The 19,685-nt window shown below is 53.9% G+C and carries 11 protein-coding genes; 7 read left to right on the forward strand and 4 right to left on the reverse strand.

Features of this window, described 5'->3' with window-relative positions:
• The first annotated feature begins 55 nt into the window (after window positions 1-55).
• Window positions 56-979 carry a hypothetical protein gene (locus Poly41_RS35090; RefSeq protein WP_231615891.1) on the forward strand — a complete coding sequence of 308 codons (924 nt, stop codon included), beginning with the start codon at window positions 56-58 and terminating at the stop codon, window positions 977-979.
• A 309-nt stretch (window positions 980-1,288) separates the two neighbouring features.
• The gene (locus Poly41_RS24310; RefSeq protein WP_146529771.1) at window positions 1,289-3,133 is read left to right on the forward strand and encodes a DEAD/DEAH box helicase; all 1,845 of its coding nucleotides are present in this window, start codon (window positions 1,289-1,291) and stop codon (window positions 3,131-3,133) included.
• Window positions 3,134-3,592: 459 nt separating this feature from the next.
• Here Poly41_RS24310 and Poly41_RS24315 read toward each other — a convergent pair whose 3' ends face one another.
• Complete coding sequence (locus Poly41_RS24315; RefSeq protein WP_146529773.1) at window positions 3,593-4,018, reverse strand: FKBP-type peptidyl-prolyl cis-trans isomerase; 426 nt, start codon at window positions 4,016-4,018, stop codon at window positions 3,593-3,595.
• 384 nt (window positions 4,019-4,402) lie between these two features.
• Here Poly41_RS24315 and ppc point away from each other — a divergent pair, with 384 nt between their 5' ends.
• The 4 genes from ppc to Poly41_RS24335 are packed head-to-tail and all read left to right on the forward strand — an operon-like array spanning window position 4,403 to window position 12,482.
• Window positions 4,403-7,204, forward strand: a complete 2,802-nt coding sequence (ppc, locus tag Poly41_RS24320) for a phosphoenolpyruvate carboxylase (protein ID WP_197231595.1) — start codon at window positions 4,403-4,405, stop codon at window positions 7,202-7,204.
• 46 nt (window positions 7,205-7,250) lie between these two features.
• Window positions 7,251-9,383: an ATP-binding cassette domain-containing protein gene (locus Poly41_RS24325; RefSeq protein WP_146529777.1), complete on the forward strand. Its 2,133-nt coding sequence runs from the start codon at window positions 7,251-7,253 to the stop codon at window positions 9,381-9,383.
• 7 nt (window positions 9,384-9,390) lie between these two features.
• On the forward strand, window positions 9,391-10,740 hold the full coding sequence (locus tag Poly41_RS24330; protein WP_146529779.1) for an HlyD family secretion protein: 1,350 nt from the start codon (window positions 9,391-9,393) through the stop codon (window positions 10,738-10,740).
• Window positions 10,740-12,482, forward strand: a complete 1,743-nt coding sequence (locus tag Poly41_RS24335) for a TolC family protein (protein ID WP_146529781.1) — start codon at window positions 10,740-10,742, stop codon at window positions 12,480-12,482. Before Poly41_RS24330 ends, Poly41_RS24335 begins: the two co-directional genes overlap by 1 nt.
• Window positions 12,483-12,493: 11 nt before the next feature.
• On the opposite strand, the gene glgX is transcribed toward Poly41_RS24335, so the two are convergent.
• Entirely contained in the window at window positions 12,494-14,572 is a 2,079-nt protein-coding gene (glgX, locus tag Poly41_RS24340) for a glycogen debranching protein GlgX (protein WP_146529783.1), read from the reverse strand.
• 153 nt (window positions 14,573-14,725) lie between these two features.
• On the opposite strand from glgX, the gene Poly41_RS24345 reads away from it, so the two are divergent.
• Window positions 14,726-16,618 (forward strand): adenylate/guanylate cyclase domain-containing protein, encoded by a 1,893-nt coding sequence (locus tag Poly41_RS24345; RefSeq protein WP_146529785.1) that lies wholly within the window; start codon window positions 14,726-14,728, stop codon window positions 16,616-16,618.
• Between the two features lie 8 nt (window positions 16,619-16,626).
• Here Poly41_RS24345 and Poly41_RS24350 read toward each other — a convergent pair whose 3' ends face one another.
• Both Poly41_RS24350 and Poly41_RS24355 read right to left on the reverse strand, forming a co-directional pair.
• Complete coding sequence (locus tag Poly41_RS24350) at window positions 16,627-18,372, reverse strand: alpha-amylase family glycosyl hydrolase (protein WP_146529787.1); 1,746 nt, start codon at window positions 18,370-18,372, stop codon at window positions 16,627-16,629.
• A 4-nt stretch (window positions 18,373-18,376) separates the two neighbouring features.
• Window positions 18,377-19,642, reverse strand: a complete 1,266-nt coding sequence (locus Poly41_RS24355) for a glycosyltransferase family 4 protein (protein ID WP_146529789.1) — start codon at window positions 19,640-19,642, stop codon at window positions 18,377-18,379.
• Between the last annotated feature and the right edge of the window lie 43 nt (window positions 19,643-19,685).

Genomic DNA, 19,685 nt, shown 5'->3' on the forward strand with positions numbered 1-19,685 from the left:
TCATTTGTCGCTCGGCAACGGATCCCATACTCCTTCGTACCAAAGAGGCGAATCGATGAAGAGGAAAATCGGCGTGACTAAATTCTTTCGATGCTCGGCAATGTTGCTGATCCCAACCTGCGTATGCCTGTTGTCGCTCGCTCCGGTGACCGGACGATGCGAGGAAGGCCTTGCCGACTTGCTGCCCAAGGACGGATCGATTACCGCAGAGCTTTTCGCAGCGATCGATGCCGGCCAAGTGGATGTGAAGTTCATCCCGCTGGGCACGGAAAAGGCAAACTTGATTGTCAAGAACTTGACCGACAAGCCAATGCACCTGCAAATGCCCTCGGCATTCGCTGGCCTTCCAATCCTTGCCCAAATGGGTGGCATGGGCGGCGGCATGGGTGGCATGGGCGGCGGCATGGGTGGTATGGGCGGCGGCATGGGCGGCATGGGTGGCGGTGGTGGTCAGGCCATGGGCGGAGGAATGGGCGGCGGCATGGGCGGCGGCGGCATGGGCGGTATGGGCGGCGGCATGGGCGGTATGGGCGGCGGCATGGGCGGTATGATGAGAATCCCCCCGGAACGTGTCAAGAAAATCTCCGTTGCGACCGTTTGCTTGGAACATGGAAAACCCGACCCACATCCTCAGATGGCTTACAAAATTGTTCCCATCGAACAATTTACGAAAAACGCAAGTGTCCGCTTGGTTTGCGAAGCACTTGGCAACTCGCTCGTGACTCAAAACTCGGCGCAAGCAGCAGCATGGCATTTGATGGACAAAATGTCGTGGCAAGAGCTTGCTTCGAAGAATCGTGTCGAAAGCAAGTACACAGGCAACCAGCGTTGGTTCTCGCCAATCGAGCTGAAGACAGCGATGATGTTGGTGGTCGAAGCCGAGCGGCTTGCCAAAGAGAAAGATGCCTACCAAAGCGATTACGGTGACGAATACAGCAGCGACGAATCGGCATCACCGACCGACGCCACCGACAGCTAGTTCGCTACCGTTTTCATCTTCCTAACGAAGCATTCAACGCGAGATTTTGGTCTCGCGTTTTTTTATTGCGGCGAGAGGAAGTCACGAAGCGGCGTGGGCAAAAAACGAAAGAAATTTGAATTCCTGCAAGGGGGCCTTGATTCACGCTAGGGCTTCCGACCATCAGCAGCCTTGACACAAAACGACTCCGACGCGTTATAACCGGAACGATCGACTCAAGCACTGAGTTGCGGGAAACACGGTGTTTTTATACATTTTGACCGTCCGCTGCCTCTCTTCGCGCGGAGTCTCTCACATGCAAAGCTCTCTATGAATCAGCTGGACCCCAGCCCCACTTCGTTTTCGGACCTGCCACTCGCGGACGCCGTTCAACAAGCCGTCGAGAAGTCAGGGTACGACACCCCTTCAGCGATCCAATCGGCGGTCATTCCGCTGCTGTTGGATGGGCGTGATGTGATTGGCCAAGCCCAGACCGGGACCGGCAAGACCGCCGCCTTCGCTTTGCCGATTCTGTCGCGACTTGATCCGAGCCAAACCACGGTCCAAGTACTGGTGCTGACTCCGACGCGTGAGCTTGCAATCCAAGTCGCAAAGTCGTTTTCTACCTATGGCGCCTTTATGGAACGACTGTCGGTTGCCGCGATTTATGGTGGTCAAGATTATGAGCCTCAACTGAAACAACTTCGTCGTGGTGTTCAGATCGTCGTTGGCACACCTGGTCGGGTGATTGACCACATCAAACGGGGCTCTTTGGTCGTCAACTCGCTGAATTGTCTCGTTCTCGATGAAGCCGACGAGATGTTGAACATGGGGTTCCTTGAAGATGTGCAATTCGTCCTGAACGAGACGCCGGCTGACACCCAGATTGCGCTGTTCTCGGCCACGCTTCCGGAACCGATTCGGCGGATCGCGAACAAACACTTGAAGCAGCCTGAGTGCGTTCAGATTCAACAAAAGACCATGACGGCTGATAACATCCGTCAACGAGCGCTGTATGTGACGCCACGCGAGAAACCGGAACTGCTGATGCGGTTGCTCGAAGCGGAGGAAACAGACGGCGTGATTGTGTTTACCAAGACAAAAGAAGCAACAACGACATTGGCGGATCAGTTGACCCGCTGGGGATACGCTGCGGCTGCCCTCAATGGTGATATGCCTCAGGGACTGCGCGAGCGAACGGTTGAGAAGTTAAAGTCTGGTCATCTCGACGTCTTGGTTGCAACCGATGTCGCGGCTCGCGGGCTCGATGTCTCGCGAATCAGTCATGTGATCAATTTTGATGCCCCCTTCGATAACGAATCGTACATCCACCGAATCGGTCGAACGGGTCGGGCTGGACGAAGTGGAGAAGCGATCTTGTTGTTGTCGCGGGGACAAACCGGACGTTTGCGATCCATCGAGCGATTGACGCGGCAAGCGATTGAAATCGTCAGCCCTCCATCGACCGAGCAGATCAACCTGAAACGCGTCAACGCATTCAAGGCAAAGATCACGGAGACGATTGGACAGCGCGATGTGTCGTTTTTCAAGGAACTGATCAACGATTACGCGACGGAAACGGGACAGCCCATCGAGATGGTGGCCGCCGCATTGGCTGACATTTGTCAGAATGGTCGACCGCTTCTACTCAAGGACGCGCCAAAAACCAAACGATCAAAGGATCGTGACTTTGATAGTCGCCGTGATTTCTCTGCAGATCGGCAGGATCGGTTTAGCGACGGGCACCGAGGTGGCAACCGACGGAGCGGTCCGGTGCGTGAAGGGATGCAACGATTCCGTGTCGAGGTGGGACACGTCGATGGGTTGAAGCCAGGTAATTTGGTTGGTGCCATTGCGAACGAAGCGGGCATCGCCGGCCAATGCATTGGCCCGATTGATATCCAAAACCACTATACGACGGTCGACCTTCCAGAGGGCATGCCGAACGATGTCTTCGAAACGCTTCGCCGCACCTGGGTCGTAGGCAAACCGCTGAATATCCGCGGATTCGACGAAAAGTCGTCACATGGCGGCAAGCGGAAACCGTTTGCTGGAAAAGGCGGCTCGAAACGATTTGGGAAGAAGTCGCAAGGTGGTCCCGTGGCAATCAAGCCGGGGAAGAAGAAGGGAAAAAAATCTGGGAAACGCAAAGCCGCAGCCATCGCAGCCTCTTAGTTCGGCTCATCCGACGGAAGCGCGCGGAACCCAGACTCGAGGTTTTTTGGAGGTATGGCTCCGGTGCCCAATGATCTCTTAGAAAAGAGTCCCCGACGGACGGTCGTCCGCCGGGAACCGGTAGCACCCTTGGCGCACCGTCGACCGGGATATCCCTTGTCAAGTTGCACCTCTGCAGAGCTCGACTCCGTTTCTACCGGCAACTGCACGATAACAAGTGAAAATAGCTCCTGCCAGCAATGATGGGACACCGGAGAGATGCCTCGAAAACCTCCTGCGCACGCTTCCGCCGGATGAGCCTCTTAGTTCTTAGGCGAGCGGCAGATGTCAAGTTACCAGTTGCACCACGGACATGCTTGTCCGTCGCGGCTTTGAACGGACTTGGAAGTCCGTCGTACGGGAAGAACTCTTTTGCCTCTCGCCTTATCCGATTTGAGACACACGAGGCCGAAAACTAACCTAACGAATATCCAATAGTTCGATTTTAAAATGCAGCGTGGCACCAGGTGGGATGCGTCCTGTACCCTGGTCTCCGTAGCCGAGTTCCGGCGGGATTTCCAACTCGATCATTCCTTTTTCGCCGATCAATTGGACCCCTTCGGTCCACCCCGCAACGACTCCATTGAGTTGAAACGTGGCCGGTTCCCGTCGGCTGTAAGAACTGTCGAATTCCGAACCGTCGTCAAGCCAACCAGCGTAATCGACGACGACCTGATCGGTCGCTTTGGGTTTTGGCCCATCCGATTTCCGAAGAATTCGGTATTTCAGTCCTGATTCGGTTGTTGTGAATTCGGTCGCCGCGTCTGGATCGATTCGATTGGGTCCGGTTGCATTGCTGCCGCATCCAGAGACGAGCAGCAGGAGGAAGATAAGGAAGCGTTTCATGTTTTTTTCGAACAAGTTGTGTTCTTTGCCTTTGTGACAACAGAGGGAAGCGACAAGTGCCTATCCGACCAATTTGATCGAACGCGTATCGAGTATACCGTGCTAGAAGAGAGGTTTCGCGGCGCCGAGCCGCCTGCGAAGGTCGTTTCACAAACCAAGATCGGTCGATTGCCTTCGAAGCCTCCTCCGGAACGAGCTAAGGATCCACGATGCACACTGACGGCCGGCTTAGGGACAGCCGCACAACCTTAACCAAAAGACCGTTTACGTATTCTTGTTCGCCCCAGCATTTCGATTCGATTAACGAGAAGCACTGGCCGATCGGCTAAAATGCCAGCGGACCTGATACCGCTATCCGACAAAGCAAAAAAGAGAGGGGCGATCGTGCCGACTTCAAGACATGATGACCGATTAAGAGACGAAATCGCCTTTCTGGGTGAGATGCTTGGTGACACCATTCGCCAAATCGCGGGAGATCACGCTTTTGAGCAACTCGAAAGATTGCGGAAGCTGTCCTGGGAACGACGCACCGGGGCCAGCGAGGCGGAACGTCGGATGGCCGAGTTGATTGCGTCCCTTGACCAGGATACCCTCCGCGTTGTGATTCGTGGGTTCAGCGTTTTCTTGGACTTGTTGAATCTTTCTGAAGACCGACAGCGAGTTCGAGTACTCCGCAATCGTGCTCGCGACAGCTTTCCAGAACCGCGAAGTGAGTCGATTCGCAAAGCAGTCGTCGAGTGGAAGGCGTTGGGAAAGTCGCCGACCGAGGTACAGCAGTTAATCGATCAACTGCGAGTCGAGCTTGTATTCACGGCGCACCCAACCGAAGCAAAACGACGCAGCGTTCGCGAAAAATTGCGGCGAATGCGTGAACTGCTCTCCGACTATGATCGCGACCAATTGCCAACCGAGCGGGCGCGAACAGAACGCCAAATTCGTGGGGAAATTGCCAAGCTTTGGCAAACCGACTTCATCCGACCGTGGCGTCCATCGGTCATGCAAGAGGTTGGTCGCGGGTTGTCCTTCAAACCGGTCCTTTGGAATGAAGTCCCTCAGATCATGCACGAGATCCGCAAGTCGCTTACTTTGAGCTATGGAGAAGCCGTCAAGGTGCACGAACCTTGCTTGACGTTTGGCTCTTGGATCGGTGGCGACCGCGACGGGCACCCGGGGGTCACGGCAGAGGTAACACGGGAAACCTTCGAATGGCTCCGGCATGCCGCGTTTGAGTTCCATTTAGCTGCTTGCGATGAGCTCTCTAACTCGCTCAGCCTCTCCCAGCGACAGGTAAAATTTGCGGCAACGTTGTCTGATGCGATTCAGTCGGCAATCAACAAGTGGCCGCATTTCGAAACGTTGCTTGCCGCAATCCCCCCCGGCGAACTGTGTCGCCGATGGCTGGCGGTCATCCGATGGCGATTGCAGCAGACCCAAGCGCTGACGCTTGACGAGAGCCCCTGCGATGAACACGACGACGCTGATTCTGCGACGAGTGCCGATGATGCGAAGTTCGGTTCCTACGATTCGCCAGCGGCGTTGTCGGCCGATCTGGACGTTCTGCTTGATGCGATCCATCATTGCCCCAGTGGTTTGTATGTTGCGGATGAGGTGCAAATGTGGCACGACCGTATCGCGACCTTCGGTTTCCATTTGGCAAAGCTCGACGTGCGTCAAGACTCCCGTCAATATGCGGAAGTCATGAACGAGATTCTGCGGGTCACAGGCATTTGTGAATCTGCCGAGCATCTTGAGGAGAGTGAGCGTCAACAGGTGTTGCGAGACTCATTGAAGCAACAGGTCCCTCTTGAGATGCAAGCGTTGTCCTCACAAGCTTGCGAAACGCTTGAATTGTTTCGGCTATTGCACCGGGTTGTCGACGATTTCGGTCCAGATGCTCTCGGAGGCCACGTGATTAGCATGACGCGTTGGCCGAGTGACGTGTTGACCGTGCTGTGGTTGTGGGAGCATACCGGCGAATCGGACCAAATGGTTCCGGCGGAGGGGGAGTACTGTTTGCCGATCATTCCTCTGTTCGAGACGATCGATGATCTGCAGAGAGCTCCAGAGATTCTCTCAGGGATGCTTCGTATCGATGCGTATCGCAGCCAGGTTCGTCGACAGAATGATCACCAAACGGTCATGCTTGGCTACTCGGATAGCACCAAAGACGGCGGTTATCTGTCCGCATGCTGGTCGCTTCAGAAAGCGCAGCAGCAACTGGTTAAAATCGCCGAAGCCGAGGGAGTTCAATTGACATTCTTCCATGGCCGGGGGGGATCCCTTGGCCGGGGTGGCGGACCGACCGCGCGCAGTATCTTGTCGTTACCATCGGGAACGTTTGGCGGATCGCTGCGGTTGACCGAGCAAGGGGAAGTCCTGGCAGATCGGTACGACGACGCTGCGATTGCTCACCGACATCTCGAGCAGGTACTTTGGTCCTCGCTTGTTTCCAGCGGGCGAGCGGTGGCGAATGAACGCGAACAATGGAGCGACACGATGGAACAGCTAGCCGAGGCATCGTTCAATCACTATCGCGAATTGGTTCAACAACCTGATTTCGTCGCCTTCTTTCGTCGAGCAACTCCGGTTTCGGGGATCGAGCAATTACCGATTGGCTCGCGTCCCTCACGTCGCCGCGGCGGGAACAGCTTGAGTGATTTGCGGGCGATCCCGTGGGTATTTTCCTGGACACAGTGCCGGTTATTGATTCCGGCATGGTATGGACTTGGTTGGGCGGTCGGAGTGATGGCGCAAGAACAGGCTGCTGCCGAATGGCTGAAATCGATGTACCAGGATTGGCCGTTTTTCCGCGCGACAATCGACAATGCGGAATTGGCGTTGGCAAAGACAGACCTTGGTATCGCGCGCCAATATGAAAAGTTGGCCGATGATACGGAGTCCTTGAGAGAAATTGCGGAGTTAATTTCCGACGAGTTTGTTCGCTCGCGAGACGCCGTCTACATGTTGACAGGCAAGCAAGAATTGCTCGATAGTACACCCTGGTTAAAAGAGTCCATTCGAGTTCGTAACCGTTACATCGATCCGCTGAACATGATTCAGGTCGAGTTGCTGCGTCGGTCGCGTGAGTTTGATGAAGAAGACACAGGGGAAGACGCAGAGGAGATCCGGCATTTGACACGGTTGACCATCAATGGTTTGGCCTCAGGAATGCGAACCAGTGGATAATTGTCGATTTACCGCCCCCTAAAGCTGCTTCCCCGAAGTAACCTCCATGTCCGAACCCAACGATCTCACGAACCTGCAAGAAGAAACCGTCTTTCAGGCCTTATTGCGAGTCGGAGCCTGCTTAGGCATTTCCATTGAACGAAGTAAGATTGACCTCGGCGATATTGCTTCAGACGACCAGCAGGCTCACACGATGGACTTGTTGGTTCGTGGCGCAAAGCATTTGGGGGTTTCACTCAAGGAAGTGCGATTAGCTCGAGCTGCGGAAGCGTACAGTTTGATTGCCGAGGGCTATCCACTGCTTCTCGTCAGGCCGAATGGTTCGTTTGATGTGTTCGAGCGGTTGTCGGGCCGCAACGTTGAGGTCAGCCATATTGGGCAAGAGGTGACGACATCGACGCTGGCGAGACAGGAGATTCGCTCGCTTGTGACAAACGAAGTTCAAGGAAGAGTTTTTGTCGCGAAGAGCGAGTTGGAGTGTGATTCGCTTTCTGACGCGACCGATCCTGGATTACCGCATGCGCACAGCGAATCCCATCATGGTCATGGTCATGGTCATTTATCCCCTTTGAGCCGCTTCCTCTCGTTGTTGAAACTCGACGCTCGCGACATCTGGACGGTGGTGCTTTTTGCATTTGTCGCAGGCGTGCTGGGGCTTGCCATTCCTTTGGCCGTCGAATCGCTGGTCAACATCGTCAGCTGGGGGACGTACCTACAACCGTTGGTCGTCGTGGCACTGATGCTACTTGGTTGTTTGGGTTTAGCAGGTGTCTTGCGGATCTTGCAGACCCTGCTTGTGGAGATCATCCAGTGTCGGCAATTCGTCCGTATTGTCGGCGACTTGTCGCACCGTTTTCCACGCGTGAATCAGCAGGCTTTGGAAGGTGAGTATCCTCGAGAGATGGCAAATCGCTTGTTCGACATCATGACGATTCAGAAAGCGACCGCCGTCTTGTTGCTCGATGGCATTTCGATCGTGCTCACCACCTTCGTCGGACTGCTGCTTCTGGCGTTTTACCATCCGTTTCTGTTGGGATTTGATGTTGTGCTGCTGATTAGCATGATTTCAATCACGTGGGTTCTTGGCCGCGGCGGGATTCGGACCGCGATCGATGAGTCAATCGTCAAGTATAAAGTCGTGCATTGGTTGCAAGACGTGATCGCATCTCCGGCTGCGTTTAAGGTCAACGGGGGGGAAGAACTTGCAATTGAGCGAGCCAATCGTTTGACCACGGAGTACCTCAATGCACGCAAGAGTCAATTTCGCGTGGTCATTCGACAAGTGATCTTTGCGATTGGATTGCAAATTGTGGCCTCGAGTGTGTTGCTGGGACTTGGGGGATGGTTGGTCATTCAAGAGCAATTGACGCTTGGCCAATTGGTTGCCAGCGAATTGGTCGTCACAACGGTGGTAGGTGCATTCGCGAAAGCAGGGAAATCGCTTGAGAAGTACTACGACTTGATGGCCGGGATCGATAAAGTCGGCCATCTGCTTGATCTCCCCGTCGACCCGCGTTACGAACTCAGTTCGCCGCCCGACGGGCCTGTCGAGGTTCGCTGGGACGAGCTCCACTTCAAGGACGCAACGAGTTCGCTCCACATCCCAGCTGCGGAAATTGAAGCGGGGAACCGTGTTGCGATTATGGGTGATGATTTGCCCAGGAAATCATGGTTGGCTCGGTCACTTGCGGGATTAACCGAGCCGCATCAGGGGTTCGTCCAAGTCGCTGGCTTCGAGGCGAAACAAGCAGCACTTGCGGGCGAAGGCCGTTGGGTCGGTTATGCTGGACGCCCTGAAATCTTCCATTCGACTTTGCAGCAGAATGTGGATTTGGGGCGTCTTGGAATCGGCCACAATCGGATTCGTGAGGTAATGCAGCAATTGGGTCTATGGAACGTCGTGATCCGGTTGCCGGAGGGCTTGCAAACGATGCTGCAAACCGACGGTTACCCCTTGGCAAAGAATCACGTGGCCCAATTGATCCTCGCTCGCGCGATGGTTGGCCAGCCTCGATTGCTGGTGGTTGACGGCCTACTTGACGATTTGAATCCCGATGCGAGAGAGTCCGCTTGGACGGCGCTCAACGCGCCCGATGCGCCGTGGACCCTTGTGCTGGTGACCAACCAACAAGACATTGCAAAGCGATGCGATTCACAGCTTTTCGTCAGATCGAGTTAAAGGGACCATGAAAAACGCATCTGAACTTTCGACTGATTTTCCCGCACTTCAACTGGTGCGAGCAGGACGCTTCATTCGCTTTTTTGCGAGATTGACCTTCGTGATGTTGGTCGTGGCGATCGTTGCAATGGTCTTTGCACCCTGGCGTCAAACGGCTCGCGGTGTTGGCACCGTGGTCGCGTTGGATCCTCAAGACCGACCCCAACCCGTATTGAGTCCAGCCAAGGGAGTCGTCAGTTACGTCAAACCCGGTTTGCGCGAAGGCAGTTATGTTGAAAAGGGTGAATTGTTGCTCCGATTGACGCCGTTTGCAGAAGGCGCCGTGCTGCAACTCGATACCCAAATCGCAATGATTGAATCGAAAATCTCCGCCGCGGAATCGATGCTGGCGGTTGCGGAACAGGCAACAGAATTGCAACAGAGTAGCGGCGAAAGCCTGACTCGATCTTTGAATCAAGATTACCAGGCGGCCAACAAAAAATGGGACCAAGCCAAAAACGAGGTCATTGCGCTGCAGGCAGAGCTGACCGATAAACGCAACCAACTCAGGATCGCAGAAGAGGTTGCGTCGAGAGGTCTGGTATCACGCGAAGAGTTGTTTTCGAAACGGCAGACGGTCGAAGCTCAGCAGGCAAAAGTTCTTAAGGCCGAAGGGGCTGTCGAAGAAGCGTACGCGACCTTGATGTCAAAGGAAGAGGAGATTGAATCGAAGAAACGCGATATCGATATCAAAAACCGAAGTGCCAATCAGAAGGTGTTGGAGAATCTCCAAAAACTGCGAACCACTGAAAAAGAACTCATCGATCTCGAAAACAAACGCGCAGAATACGACCGATTGGATGTCCAAGCGCCTCGCGCCGGATTTATTCAGCAGTGGTTTGGCTTGGAAGGCAGTGACACGATCAAGGAAGGAGACCAGCTGTTTGTGATTGTTCCCGATACGACGGATTTGGCAGTCGAGATGCGAATTAGCGGCAACGATTTGCCGCTCATTCACGAGGGAGACCGGGTAAGAATACAGTTTGAGGGGTGGCCGGCTGTCCAGTTTGTGGGTTGGCCTTCGGTTGCGATCGGGACTTTCGGCGGAAAAGTCAACCGAGTTTTCCCAACTGATGATGGCAAAGGAAATTTTCGAGTTGTTGTGACTCCTGACTTGGGCGAAGAAGGGGAGAAAGGATGGCCGGATGACCGATACCTCCGACAAGGCGTGCGCGCTAATGGATGGGTGCTACTGAAACAGGTTCCGCTTGGTTACGAAATATGGCGTCAGCTAAACGGGTTTCCTCCAACAATTGCCGACAAGGAACCAGAAAAATCGAAGGACAAGGCTGGCACAGTAAAGATGCCCAAGCTCTGATGTCGCATCTGCGTCTAAGCAGCGTTGCTGCGTTGGTGTGGGTTTTCGTCAGCGGCGCGCTGCCCGTGGTGCAGGCTCAGGTGCTCGATGAAGTTCCTCGCGACGTCACGGTTTCTGAGTTTTTTGTTTTGCTGCAAAGCGAGTCGGAACTTTCGGAAACGGCCGAGAGGAGAGATCCGTCCGTCCCAATGCAGAATGGCGTCACGATCCAAATGGTCGAAGCCGATCCGTTAGAGTCGCCGGCGGAGTCAGACGAAGCGTCTCGCGACTCTGCCAACGGGGACCGATTGACCCTCGCCGATGTCGTGGCCAGTTTGTATCGCGCCTATCCCGAAATCGCTCGCGCTCGGCAACAGCCTATTGTCGCAACGGGCGAACTGACGCAAGCCTATGGCAGTTTCGATACCAAGCTATACGGGAATACGATTTCTGAGCCTCTGGGGAACTACGAGAACTACCGAAATGGCATTGGTGTCGCTCGGCAAACGTGGTGGGGCAGTTATCTGGCAGCGGGATATCGAATTGGACGTGGTCATTTCCAGCCTTGGTACAAAGAACGCCAAACCGATGAAGCGGGTGAGTTCAAACTCGCTTTCGTCCATCCCTTGCTTCAAGGTCGAGCGATCGACACGAATCGGCTTGCGGTCTTCCAAGCCTCGTTGGCTCGGCAAGCTGCTGACCCCATCATCCAACAAGCGATACTCGACACGTCTCGCGACGCCATGGGAATCTACTGGCAATGGGTTGCTGCCGGTGCCGTGCTGGAAGCCCAACGCGAGTTGTTGCAAATCGCTGAAAAACGCGGCAAACAGTTTGAGGCAGGCTTTGAGGCAGACAAATTTGCCGAGATTGATCTCATTCTCAACCAACAACTGATTGCGGAACGACGAGCAAAGGTTCTAGAAACGGAGCAGAAATACCGTCAAATCGCCTTCAAGCTCTCGCTGTACTTGCGCGATGAGATGGGGCAACCGATGGTCCCCAGCGACAATTGGCTTCCTGATCACTTTCCCGAAACCCAATTGCCCGAATCAAATTTTGACCAAGACCTTGCCGCTGCACTGATGCGACGGCCTGAGCCACAGCTGCTGCAATTGGAACTGCGCGGCGTTGAACTGGAGCGTCGTGTGGCTTGCAATGACCTCCTGCCAAGGGTGGATTTCATCGCGGAGGCTTCGCAGGACATCGGCAAGGCAGCAACCAAATCGGACGATAAGAGCGAGTTTGAATTGGTGATTGGTTTACAGGGAGAAATGCCGATTCAACGTCGTAAAGCCCGTGGCAAGATTCAATCCACGACGGCAAAGATGGTCCAGATCAATGAGAAACTGCGGCTTCAGCGGGATAAAATCGGGGCTGAATTGATGACAGCCTACAACGCATTGGTGTTGGCAAAGCAAATGGTTGAACAGAACGAGATCTCTCTGCGTGCAGCATTCGAAACGCTTGATCGCTACCGTTTTGCGTTCGATCGAGGGAAGATCGATCTGATCTATCTGAACTTGCTGGAATCCAAGGCGAATGAAACCGAGATCAAATTGGTGGAAGCGCAACAGTTCTGGTTTGCCGCGCTTGCTGACATGCAAGCAGCGTTAGGCCTCGATCCTCTCGATCAAGCCATGGCTGTTTCCGCGCTGCCTGATTCCACACGGCCCGGCCCAGGCGATTTACCCAAGCCAAAGAACCTGGAAGAAACGCAACTTCAAAAGGATTGGGAACTCCACTCGAAAGCAGCGGAATAATTGACTGGGATTCATGTGTCCTCTTTTTGTACGGAGGTCAAAATGACGGTCGATCGGTCTTGGACTCGATAGAAATCACATCCGGCAAGCGACTCGCCAGGACCAATATCATGCGGTGACGGCAAGTCGGTGTCGACGACTCGATTCCATGGCTCAAACGCATCTGGAACGATGGGGATTTGAAACTCCATCGGCTCCCAAAAGGCATTGAAGATCAAATAAAACCATTTTTCCGGTCTCTCGATCGTCAGCGCGACGCTGCGTGACTCGCTTCCCCAATCGGGCTTGCCCAATTCTGATCCGTGCCAACGAACTCGGGAACGCGTCAAGACATCGTTCAGACTGATGTCCTGCTTCGATCGAAGGGGCAGATTCTTACGATACTTGATCAGACCTTTGACAAAGCGATGAAGCCCGGCCTGTTTTTTTAGCAGCGACCAATCCAACCAATTCCATTCGGTATCTTGGCAATACGAATTGTTATTGCCGTTTTGACTGCGTCTCATTTCGTCGCCCATCACGAGCATCGGAACACCAAAGGCAAGCAGATTGATGGTCAAGAAGTTCTTGATCTGCTTCGCCCGAAGCTTTTCAATTTGAGGATCCTCGGTCGGCCCCTCGACACCACAGTTCCAACTGTAGTTGGCGTTGCAGCCATCGCGGTTGTCCTCCAAGTTGGCTTCGTTGTGTTTAACATTGTAGGAAACCAAATCATTGAGCGTGAAACCATCATGAGAGGTCACGAAGTTAATGCTCTGTTCGGGCTCACGATCCTGATGCTCGTAGAGATCGGGGCTTGCCAACAGCCGTTTTGAGAAGACTCCCGCATACCCAGCATCTGATTTGACAAAGGATCGCACATCGTCACGGAATCGACCATTCCACTCTTTCCAGTGATCGCCAAAAAAGCTGCCTACTTGATACAAACCCGATGCATCCCAGGCTTCGGCAATGAGCTTCGTACCGCTCAGCACAGGATCGGTTTCGATATCCCACAAGATCGGCGGGCTTGCTTGAGGACAGCCATTCTCGTCTCGCGATAGAACGGAGGCGAGATCGAACCGGAATCCGTCGACATGCATCTCCTCGACCCAATAGCGCAGGCTGCTAAGAATCATCCGTCGCACGATCGCGTGATTGCCATTGAGTGTATTCCCACAACCACTAAAGTTGGCATAGCGACTGCGATCGTGACGACTTGCAGGATTCCGATCCAAAATATAGTAGGCCGAGTTTTCCAATCCTTTGAAGCAAAAGGTCGGCCCATTCTCACCGCCTTCGGCGGTATGGTTGTAGACAACATCCAAGAGCACTTCGATGTTCGCACGATGAAGTGCCTTGACCATGTCACGAAATTCATCAAGCAACTGCAATGGCGACTTGCTCGCCCCATAACCCGAATGCGGGGCAAAGAAGGATACCGGATTGTAGCCCCAATAATTCGTCAATCCTGCCGGTGCTTCCTGGGGGTCAAACTGGAAGACAGGTAACAACTCGACTGCCGTAATTCCCAAATCCTGTAAGTAGGGGATCTTCTCCACAAGCCCGCTGAAAGTTCCCCGCAGCTCCGGCAACACGTTTGCGCTCGGGTGTTTGGTAAACCCGCCCACATGCATCTCATAGATGATCGTCTTGTTGAAGGGATGACGCAGAGGTAGATCACCTTCCCAATCGTACGTGCTCAGATCAGCAACAACGCTCTTCATGGCATACGGCGTGTTCTCACCTGGTTCAATGGCTGCTTCGCGTCGGTAGTCGTCAGGCACATCAACCACGCGACCATAGGGGTCTAAGAGAATCTTCGTTTTGTCAAAACGCAAGCCATGCGAGGGAAGAAAAGGACCGTCAGCTCGATAGGCATACTTTTGGCCCGCTCGGACGCCTTCGACCAGGACGTGCCAATAATGAAACGTATGATTGCGGTCTTCATCGAGTTGAATCACACGCGTCGGTTTGGCATCATCGACTGAGTCAAACAGCAACAACTCCATGGATGTGCAGCTCTTGGAGTGAATGCTAAAGTTGACCCCGCTGGGCGTAATCGTGGCACCGAGCGGATAAGACGTTCCATTTCCAAGCGGGGACATCATGGATCTCCTCATGATGGCTCATGGTGAATTGTTCATCGCAATTCCATTCTAACACCCATTGCTGGGGCGTGGAGCCTTGCGTTGCGGTATACTGGCGATGCCTTTCCGACTGCAAATGGCAAACTGAATCCGATCGAGTGAAAGGACACGTTTGTGAAAACCATTGACATTGCCGTCCAATCCAATGAATTCAGCTCTCAGGTCCGCGATGTGAGCTTGCCGGTCGAACTGGGGCGACAAGCCACCGGCGAAGAGCTATTGACCGTACACGAACTTGGTGACAAGACGGTCCGGATCCCCGTCGCACCGATCGGTCTACTCTGGATTCCACGTCATGCATTACGATTAGAGGAAGATGACGAAGGTGGCCTGCGAGTGGTCAACATCCATGACCAATCGGTTATCCATGTTGGCGAAGAAAATGCTGTCCTGCGGCCGCGTGAATCGATCTCCACTTCGGGACCGGTTAAGCTGAAACTTCCCCAAGAACTGATGCTGGTGATCAAGCCTCATCAGCCAGGTGCTACCGATTTCTCGCCAGCGAGTGACACGACCTTGCGAACGATCGACGGAGATCGCTCTACATTTGCCATGGGCCATGACGCGGCCAGACTCGGTCAATTGTGCAGCGACACGAGTGAACAGGACGCAGGTGAGGTCGCGGTCAGCCTGGTTCGCCAAGCGTTAACAGTCGTTCAGAAAGCGGCTGGTTCGAACGAATTCTTTGAGGCCGCCGTTCGCGCCACCGCGACAATGATCGAACTTGATTGTGCTTACGTGATCTTGCGAAGTCAAAACCGCTGGGTGGTACGTTCGACGTTCCGTGCTGATACCAATACAGCGATCAATTTCGATAACAATAGCCATGCCGAGCCGTTACCTGTCGGTAGTTCCCGGCTCCTTGAAAATGTGCTTTATTCCAAAAAGACCGTCATCTTTGAACCCGATGGTTCCTTCGAGGCCGTGCGTGCTTCGATGATGATCCTGGACCGTGCCGTTGCTGCCCCCATGCTTGACGATACGGGCGATGTGATCGGAGTGGTCTATGGCGACCGTAAGATTCATCCAACACATGCAAACGAACCGATCGGGGAATTGGAGGGAACGTTGTTGGAAGTGATGGCCAGTGCTGTCGCGTCCGGCTTAGCACGCCAACGCGAAGAGTCTCTTCGTGCCGCGATGACTCAATTCTTCTCTCCGGCGGTAACCGAATCTCTGCGCAAAGATGAGAATTTGTTGGCGGGACGCGATGCGGAAGTGACGGTGCTGTTCTGTGATATCCGCGGATTCAGTGCTGTCTCGGAGCGAATCGGTCCTGCCCGAACGATCGAATGGATCAACGATGTGTTGACCGAACTCAGTCAGTGCGTGATCCAGCATGATGGCGTACTCGTTGACTACATCGGCGATGAACTCATGGCGATGTGGGGGGCTCCTGCGGATCAACCGGATCATGCGATCCGCGCATGTCGGGCTGCCGCCGATATGCTCCTACGCATCGATCCTTTACGTCAGAGATGGAATGAACTGACTCCGGAGGGATTTGGCTTGGGCATCGGCATCAACACTGGCATTGCCCAGGTAGGCAACACCGGTTCAAAGGTCAAATTCAAGTATGGACCGTTAGGAAACACCGTCAACATAGCCAGCCGTATCCAGGGAATGACGAAAGCCTTCGGTGTGACCGCAATCATTGCCTCGTCGACTCAAACCGCGCTTGAGAAAGGGCTGTCAACCGCCAATCATTCTGTTTTCCATACCCGACGCCTTGCCGATGCCAGGCCCGTGGGGATCAAAAGCGTGATCACACTTTACGAATTCCATCCCAATGCCGCTCCGGTCTGGACGCAAATGTGTGAACGTTACGAAAAGGCCCTCCATCATTACAACGAGAGCGACCTCACCGGTGCCGCCAAGGAACTTGCCTCGCTGGTCTATGATCACCCTGACGACGCTCCGAGCGTGTTGTTACTCGGTCGAGTGGTGGAAGCGCTGACGCAGCACAAGTCGGTCGTCGATCCGGTGATGGTGTTCCACCAGAAATGAATCCGCACTCACGCGATGCGACCGGCGATGCGAGGTGCATGGTTGGGATCGACGATCCAGCGTACTTGAAACGGACGTAAGGCGATTTCCCCGAGGGTGCGGAGCGTTTCTTCGGCCAGCACGTCGAACGCAGCCGTATAACCAATCACGGATGCGTCGATCGTCTTCGGTTGATCCGACAAATTTGCGATGACGGCAACCGTTTCACCTGACGCCGATTTACGTAAAAATCCCAGCAAACCATCCACTGGCAGTTCAAGCACGGTTTGACTCGCATTGGGATGAAATGCAACCAGTGTCTTACGGACGTTGAGCAACCGACGGTACCCGTCAAAAACACGCCGCTGTAGCGAGTCAACGTCTGCCAAAGCACCCTCTAGCTCATCGCGTCTGTACTTATGCCGGTTGATGCTTCGGTTTTGCCCAGATTGGCGAACGCCTTCTTCATCGTTCGGTGTCCCCACCAGGCTGTGGAAATAGACGGCTGGGACACCTTGCATCGCTAACATAATTGCTTGGGTCGCCAAGAATCGGCGAGAATGCTCTGCTGGCGAGACGCTGCGGCGGTCTGCAACCGCATCCAAATAGGTGATGTTCAACTCATAGGGAGCATCCGTTCCATCAGCATTGCGGCGCGTGTTGACACGACCACCTGCGTTGCGAACGACTTCAGCCAACGCTCTCACTCGCTCTGGCGCAACGAGGCCTTCGAGGGGACGAACTCCGATGCCATCGTGTGATGCAGTGAAGTTGAAGAACGTCGTGGTGGACGAGGGAGGCGAGAGTGTTTTTAGCCATTGTTGGAGTGCGCTCGTGTCACCGCTATGGATCGCGTCGAGCAACAACGGCGGCAAACTGAACTGGTACACCATGTGGGCTTCGTTGTCGCCACTGCCGAAGTAGCGAATGTTCTCAACATGCGGCACATTGGTTTCAGTCAGCACCAAGGTCCCGGGCACAGCTTGATCCAGGACTGCACGCATCAAGCGAACCGCGGCGTGAGTTTGGGGGAGATGGATGCACGACGTGCCAACGATTTTCCAAAGGTAAGCAATTGCATCGAGTCGAATGATTCGGGCGCCCCGACGGCCATATTCGACCAAGGTTTCAAGCATTCGCAGCATCACATGGGGATTGGCATAATTCAAATCCACTTGGTCGGCACTAAAGGTTGTCCAAATGTGCTTCTCGCCCGTTGAGGATTCAAACGGTGTCAGCAGCGGCAAGCTTCGCGGGCGAGTCACAGCGGACAAATCCATCGACGGATCTTGATCAATGAAGAAGCTCTCATAATCCGGATCGCCATTCAAATATCGTCTAAACCAAGCATGCGATTGCGAGCAGTGGTTCAAGACGAGGTCAAACATCAAATCAAACGACTCACCGATTCGTGCAATCTCATCCCAGTTACCCGAGTCTTGATCGACCTCCAAATAATCGACGACGGAAAATCCATCGTCACTCGTGTATGGAAAGAAGGGCAGCAAATGAACGCAGCGGATTTGGTCGTCAAGCTCATTTTCGATCAAGAAGGACCGTAACGTTTCAAGCGGGCATGCGTCGTCGCTGCGAATCTGATCCGCATAGCTGATCAACACGACATCTTGCTCGGACCACAGTGAGTTCGTACTCATCGTCTCGGAGGGGTTCGAATCGGCCGTAGTTTGCATCAGCGCCTCGATGCCTGATAACAGTTCACCAGGAACGTGACCATAAAGCTCGCGGAGCAGATCTTTGATGGTTTCAGTCGTCATGGGGCTATAGATTGTCTTGTCCTGTAAAATTGGTGACCAAGGCTCGCAGTTTTCGTCTCAGAACGCTGTAGCTGAAGAAGGCTTTGCCAATCTCGTAGTTGAAATCCACCATCTCTTCACGATAGATCGGGTCGTCAATGATGCGGCGAACCTTGGCGACAACTTCACGCGTTAGGTAGCCATCCATGGCAATCACCTTGGCGCCTTTGGGTTCGATGTCAGCAACGTAGATCGAGTAACGGTTGACCAGAACGGGTTTGCGAAAGTAAAACGCTTCAAGTAGCGCGTTGCCGAACCCTTCGTACAAACTGGGGTAGGTGATGAAGTCAGCCTGTGAATAGGCATCTGCGAGCGTGTAGACCTGTTTGCCATCTTCGTTGGTGCATCGTTTATCGTCCACGATCTTGTCACAAAGGATGAGGTCAACGCCCTGGTGTTCGGCCATGTCATTGAGCATCGCCAAATACTCATTTCCTTCGTCGCCGCTGGCATGGGAAATGACGAGTTTGCAACGATCATCATTCAACGAAGCAACCAAAGAGATTGCGTGTTCAATTCCTTTTCGCGGCACCACCCGCGTCGGTTGTAGGAACAGGATGTCATCGTCCGCCAAGCCAATATCCGCGCGAAATCCCTTGGCGTAGTCATCGATCTCGCTCGGTTCTGTCTCAAAGTCGAGGACGTTGGGGACCAAGATTGAAGAAACGCCACGGCGATGAGCAAGATCTTCTTGGGCAAACGAATTGATGGTCACACTTTGGATTTGTGGCAATGCGGGTGGGAAGGCCATCGACAACAAATCGGTTACCGCCGACACGCTGAATCGGTCCCGTTCCCAATAAAAATCATGGTGGTGGGCGATTGTGGGAAATCCCGTTTCTGCGATGAATGAAGTCAAGGCGACACCGAGTGGAATGTTCATCGGAATGCAGAGTGCATTTTGCACGATCAGCAGATCGATATCAAATCGACGCGTGAACTCATACAGCGTCCCCTTCAGATAGTCGGCTAGAGCGTAAATCCGCTGCGTCACGTCGGGTGTTCGGGTTCGGATCCCAAACGCGCGGCGGTTGATCCATTCGATATCGGGGTGTCCAAAGTAGGCATGGGGAACGACCATCGAAATAGCAGGGTCGCGATCACTTAGTCCCGAGTACCAATGGCTGACGTGGCGATGGTCCCAGAGCACCTGGGCCCATTTCGCACTCTCCAACGAAACGCCGTCGGTACCGGAAAAGCGTGTCCCAACAAATCCAATCTGAACGCCCATCGATGTCAATCAGTCCTGTGTGAGCCGGCAAAATGTGTATCTT

The organism is Novipirellula artificiosorum (assembly GCF_007860135.1).
Lineage (GTDB): Bacteria > Planctomycetota > Planctomycetia > Pirellulales > Pirellulaceae > Novipirellula_A > Novipirellula_A artificiosorum.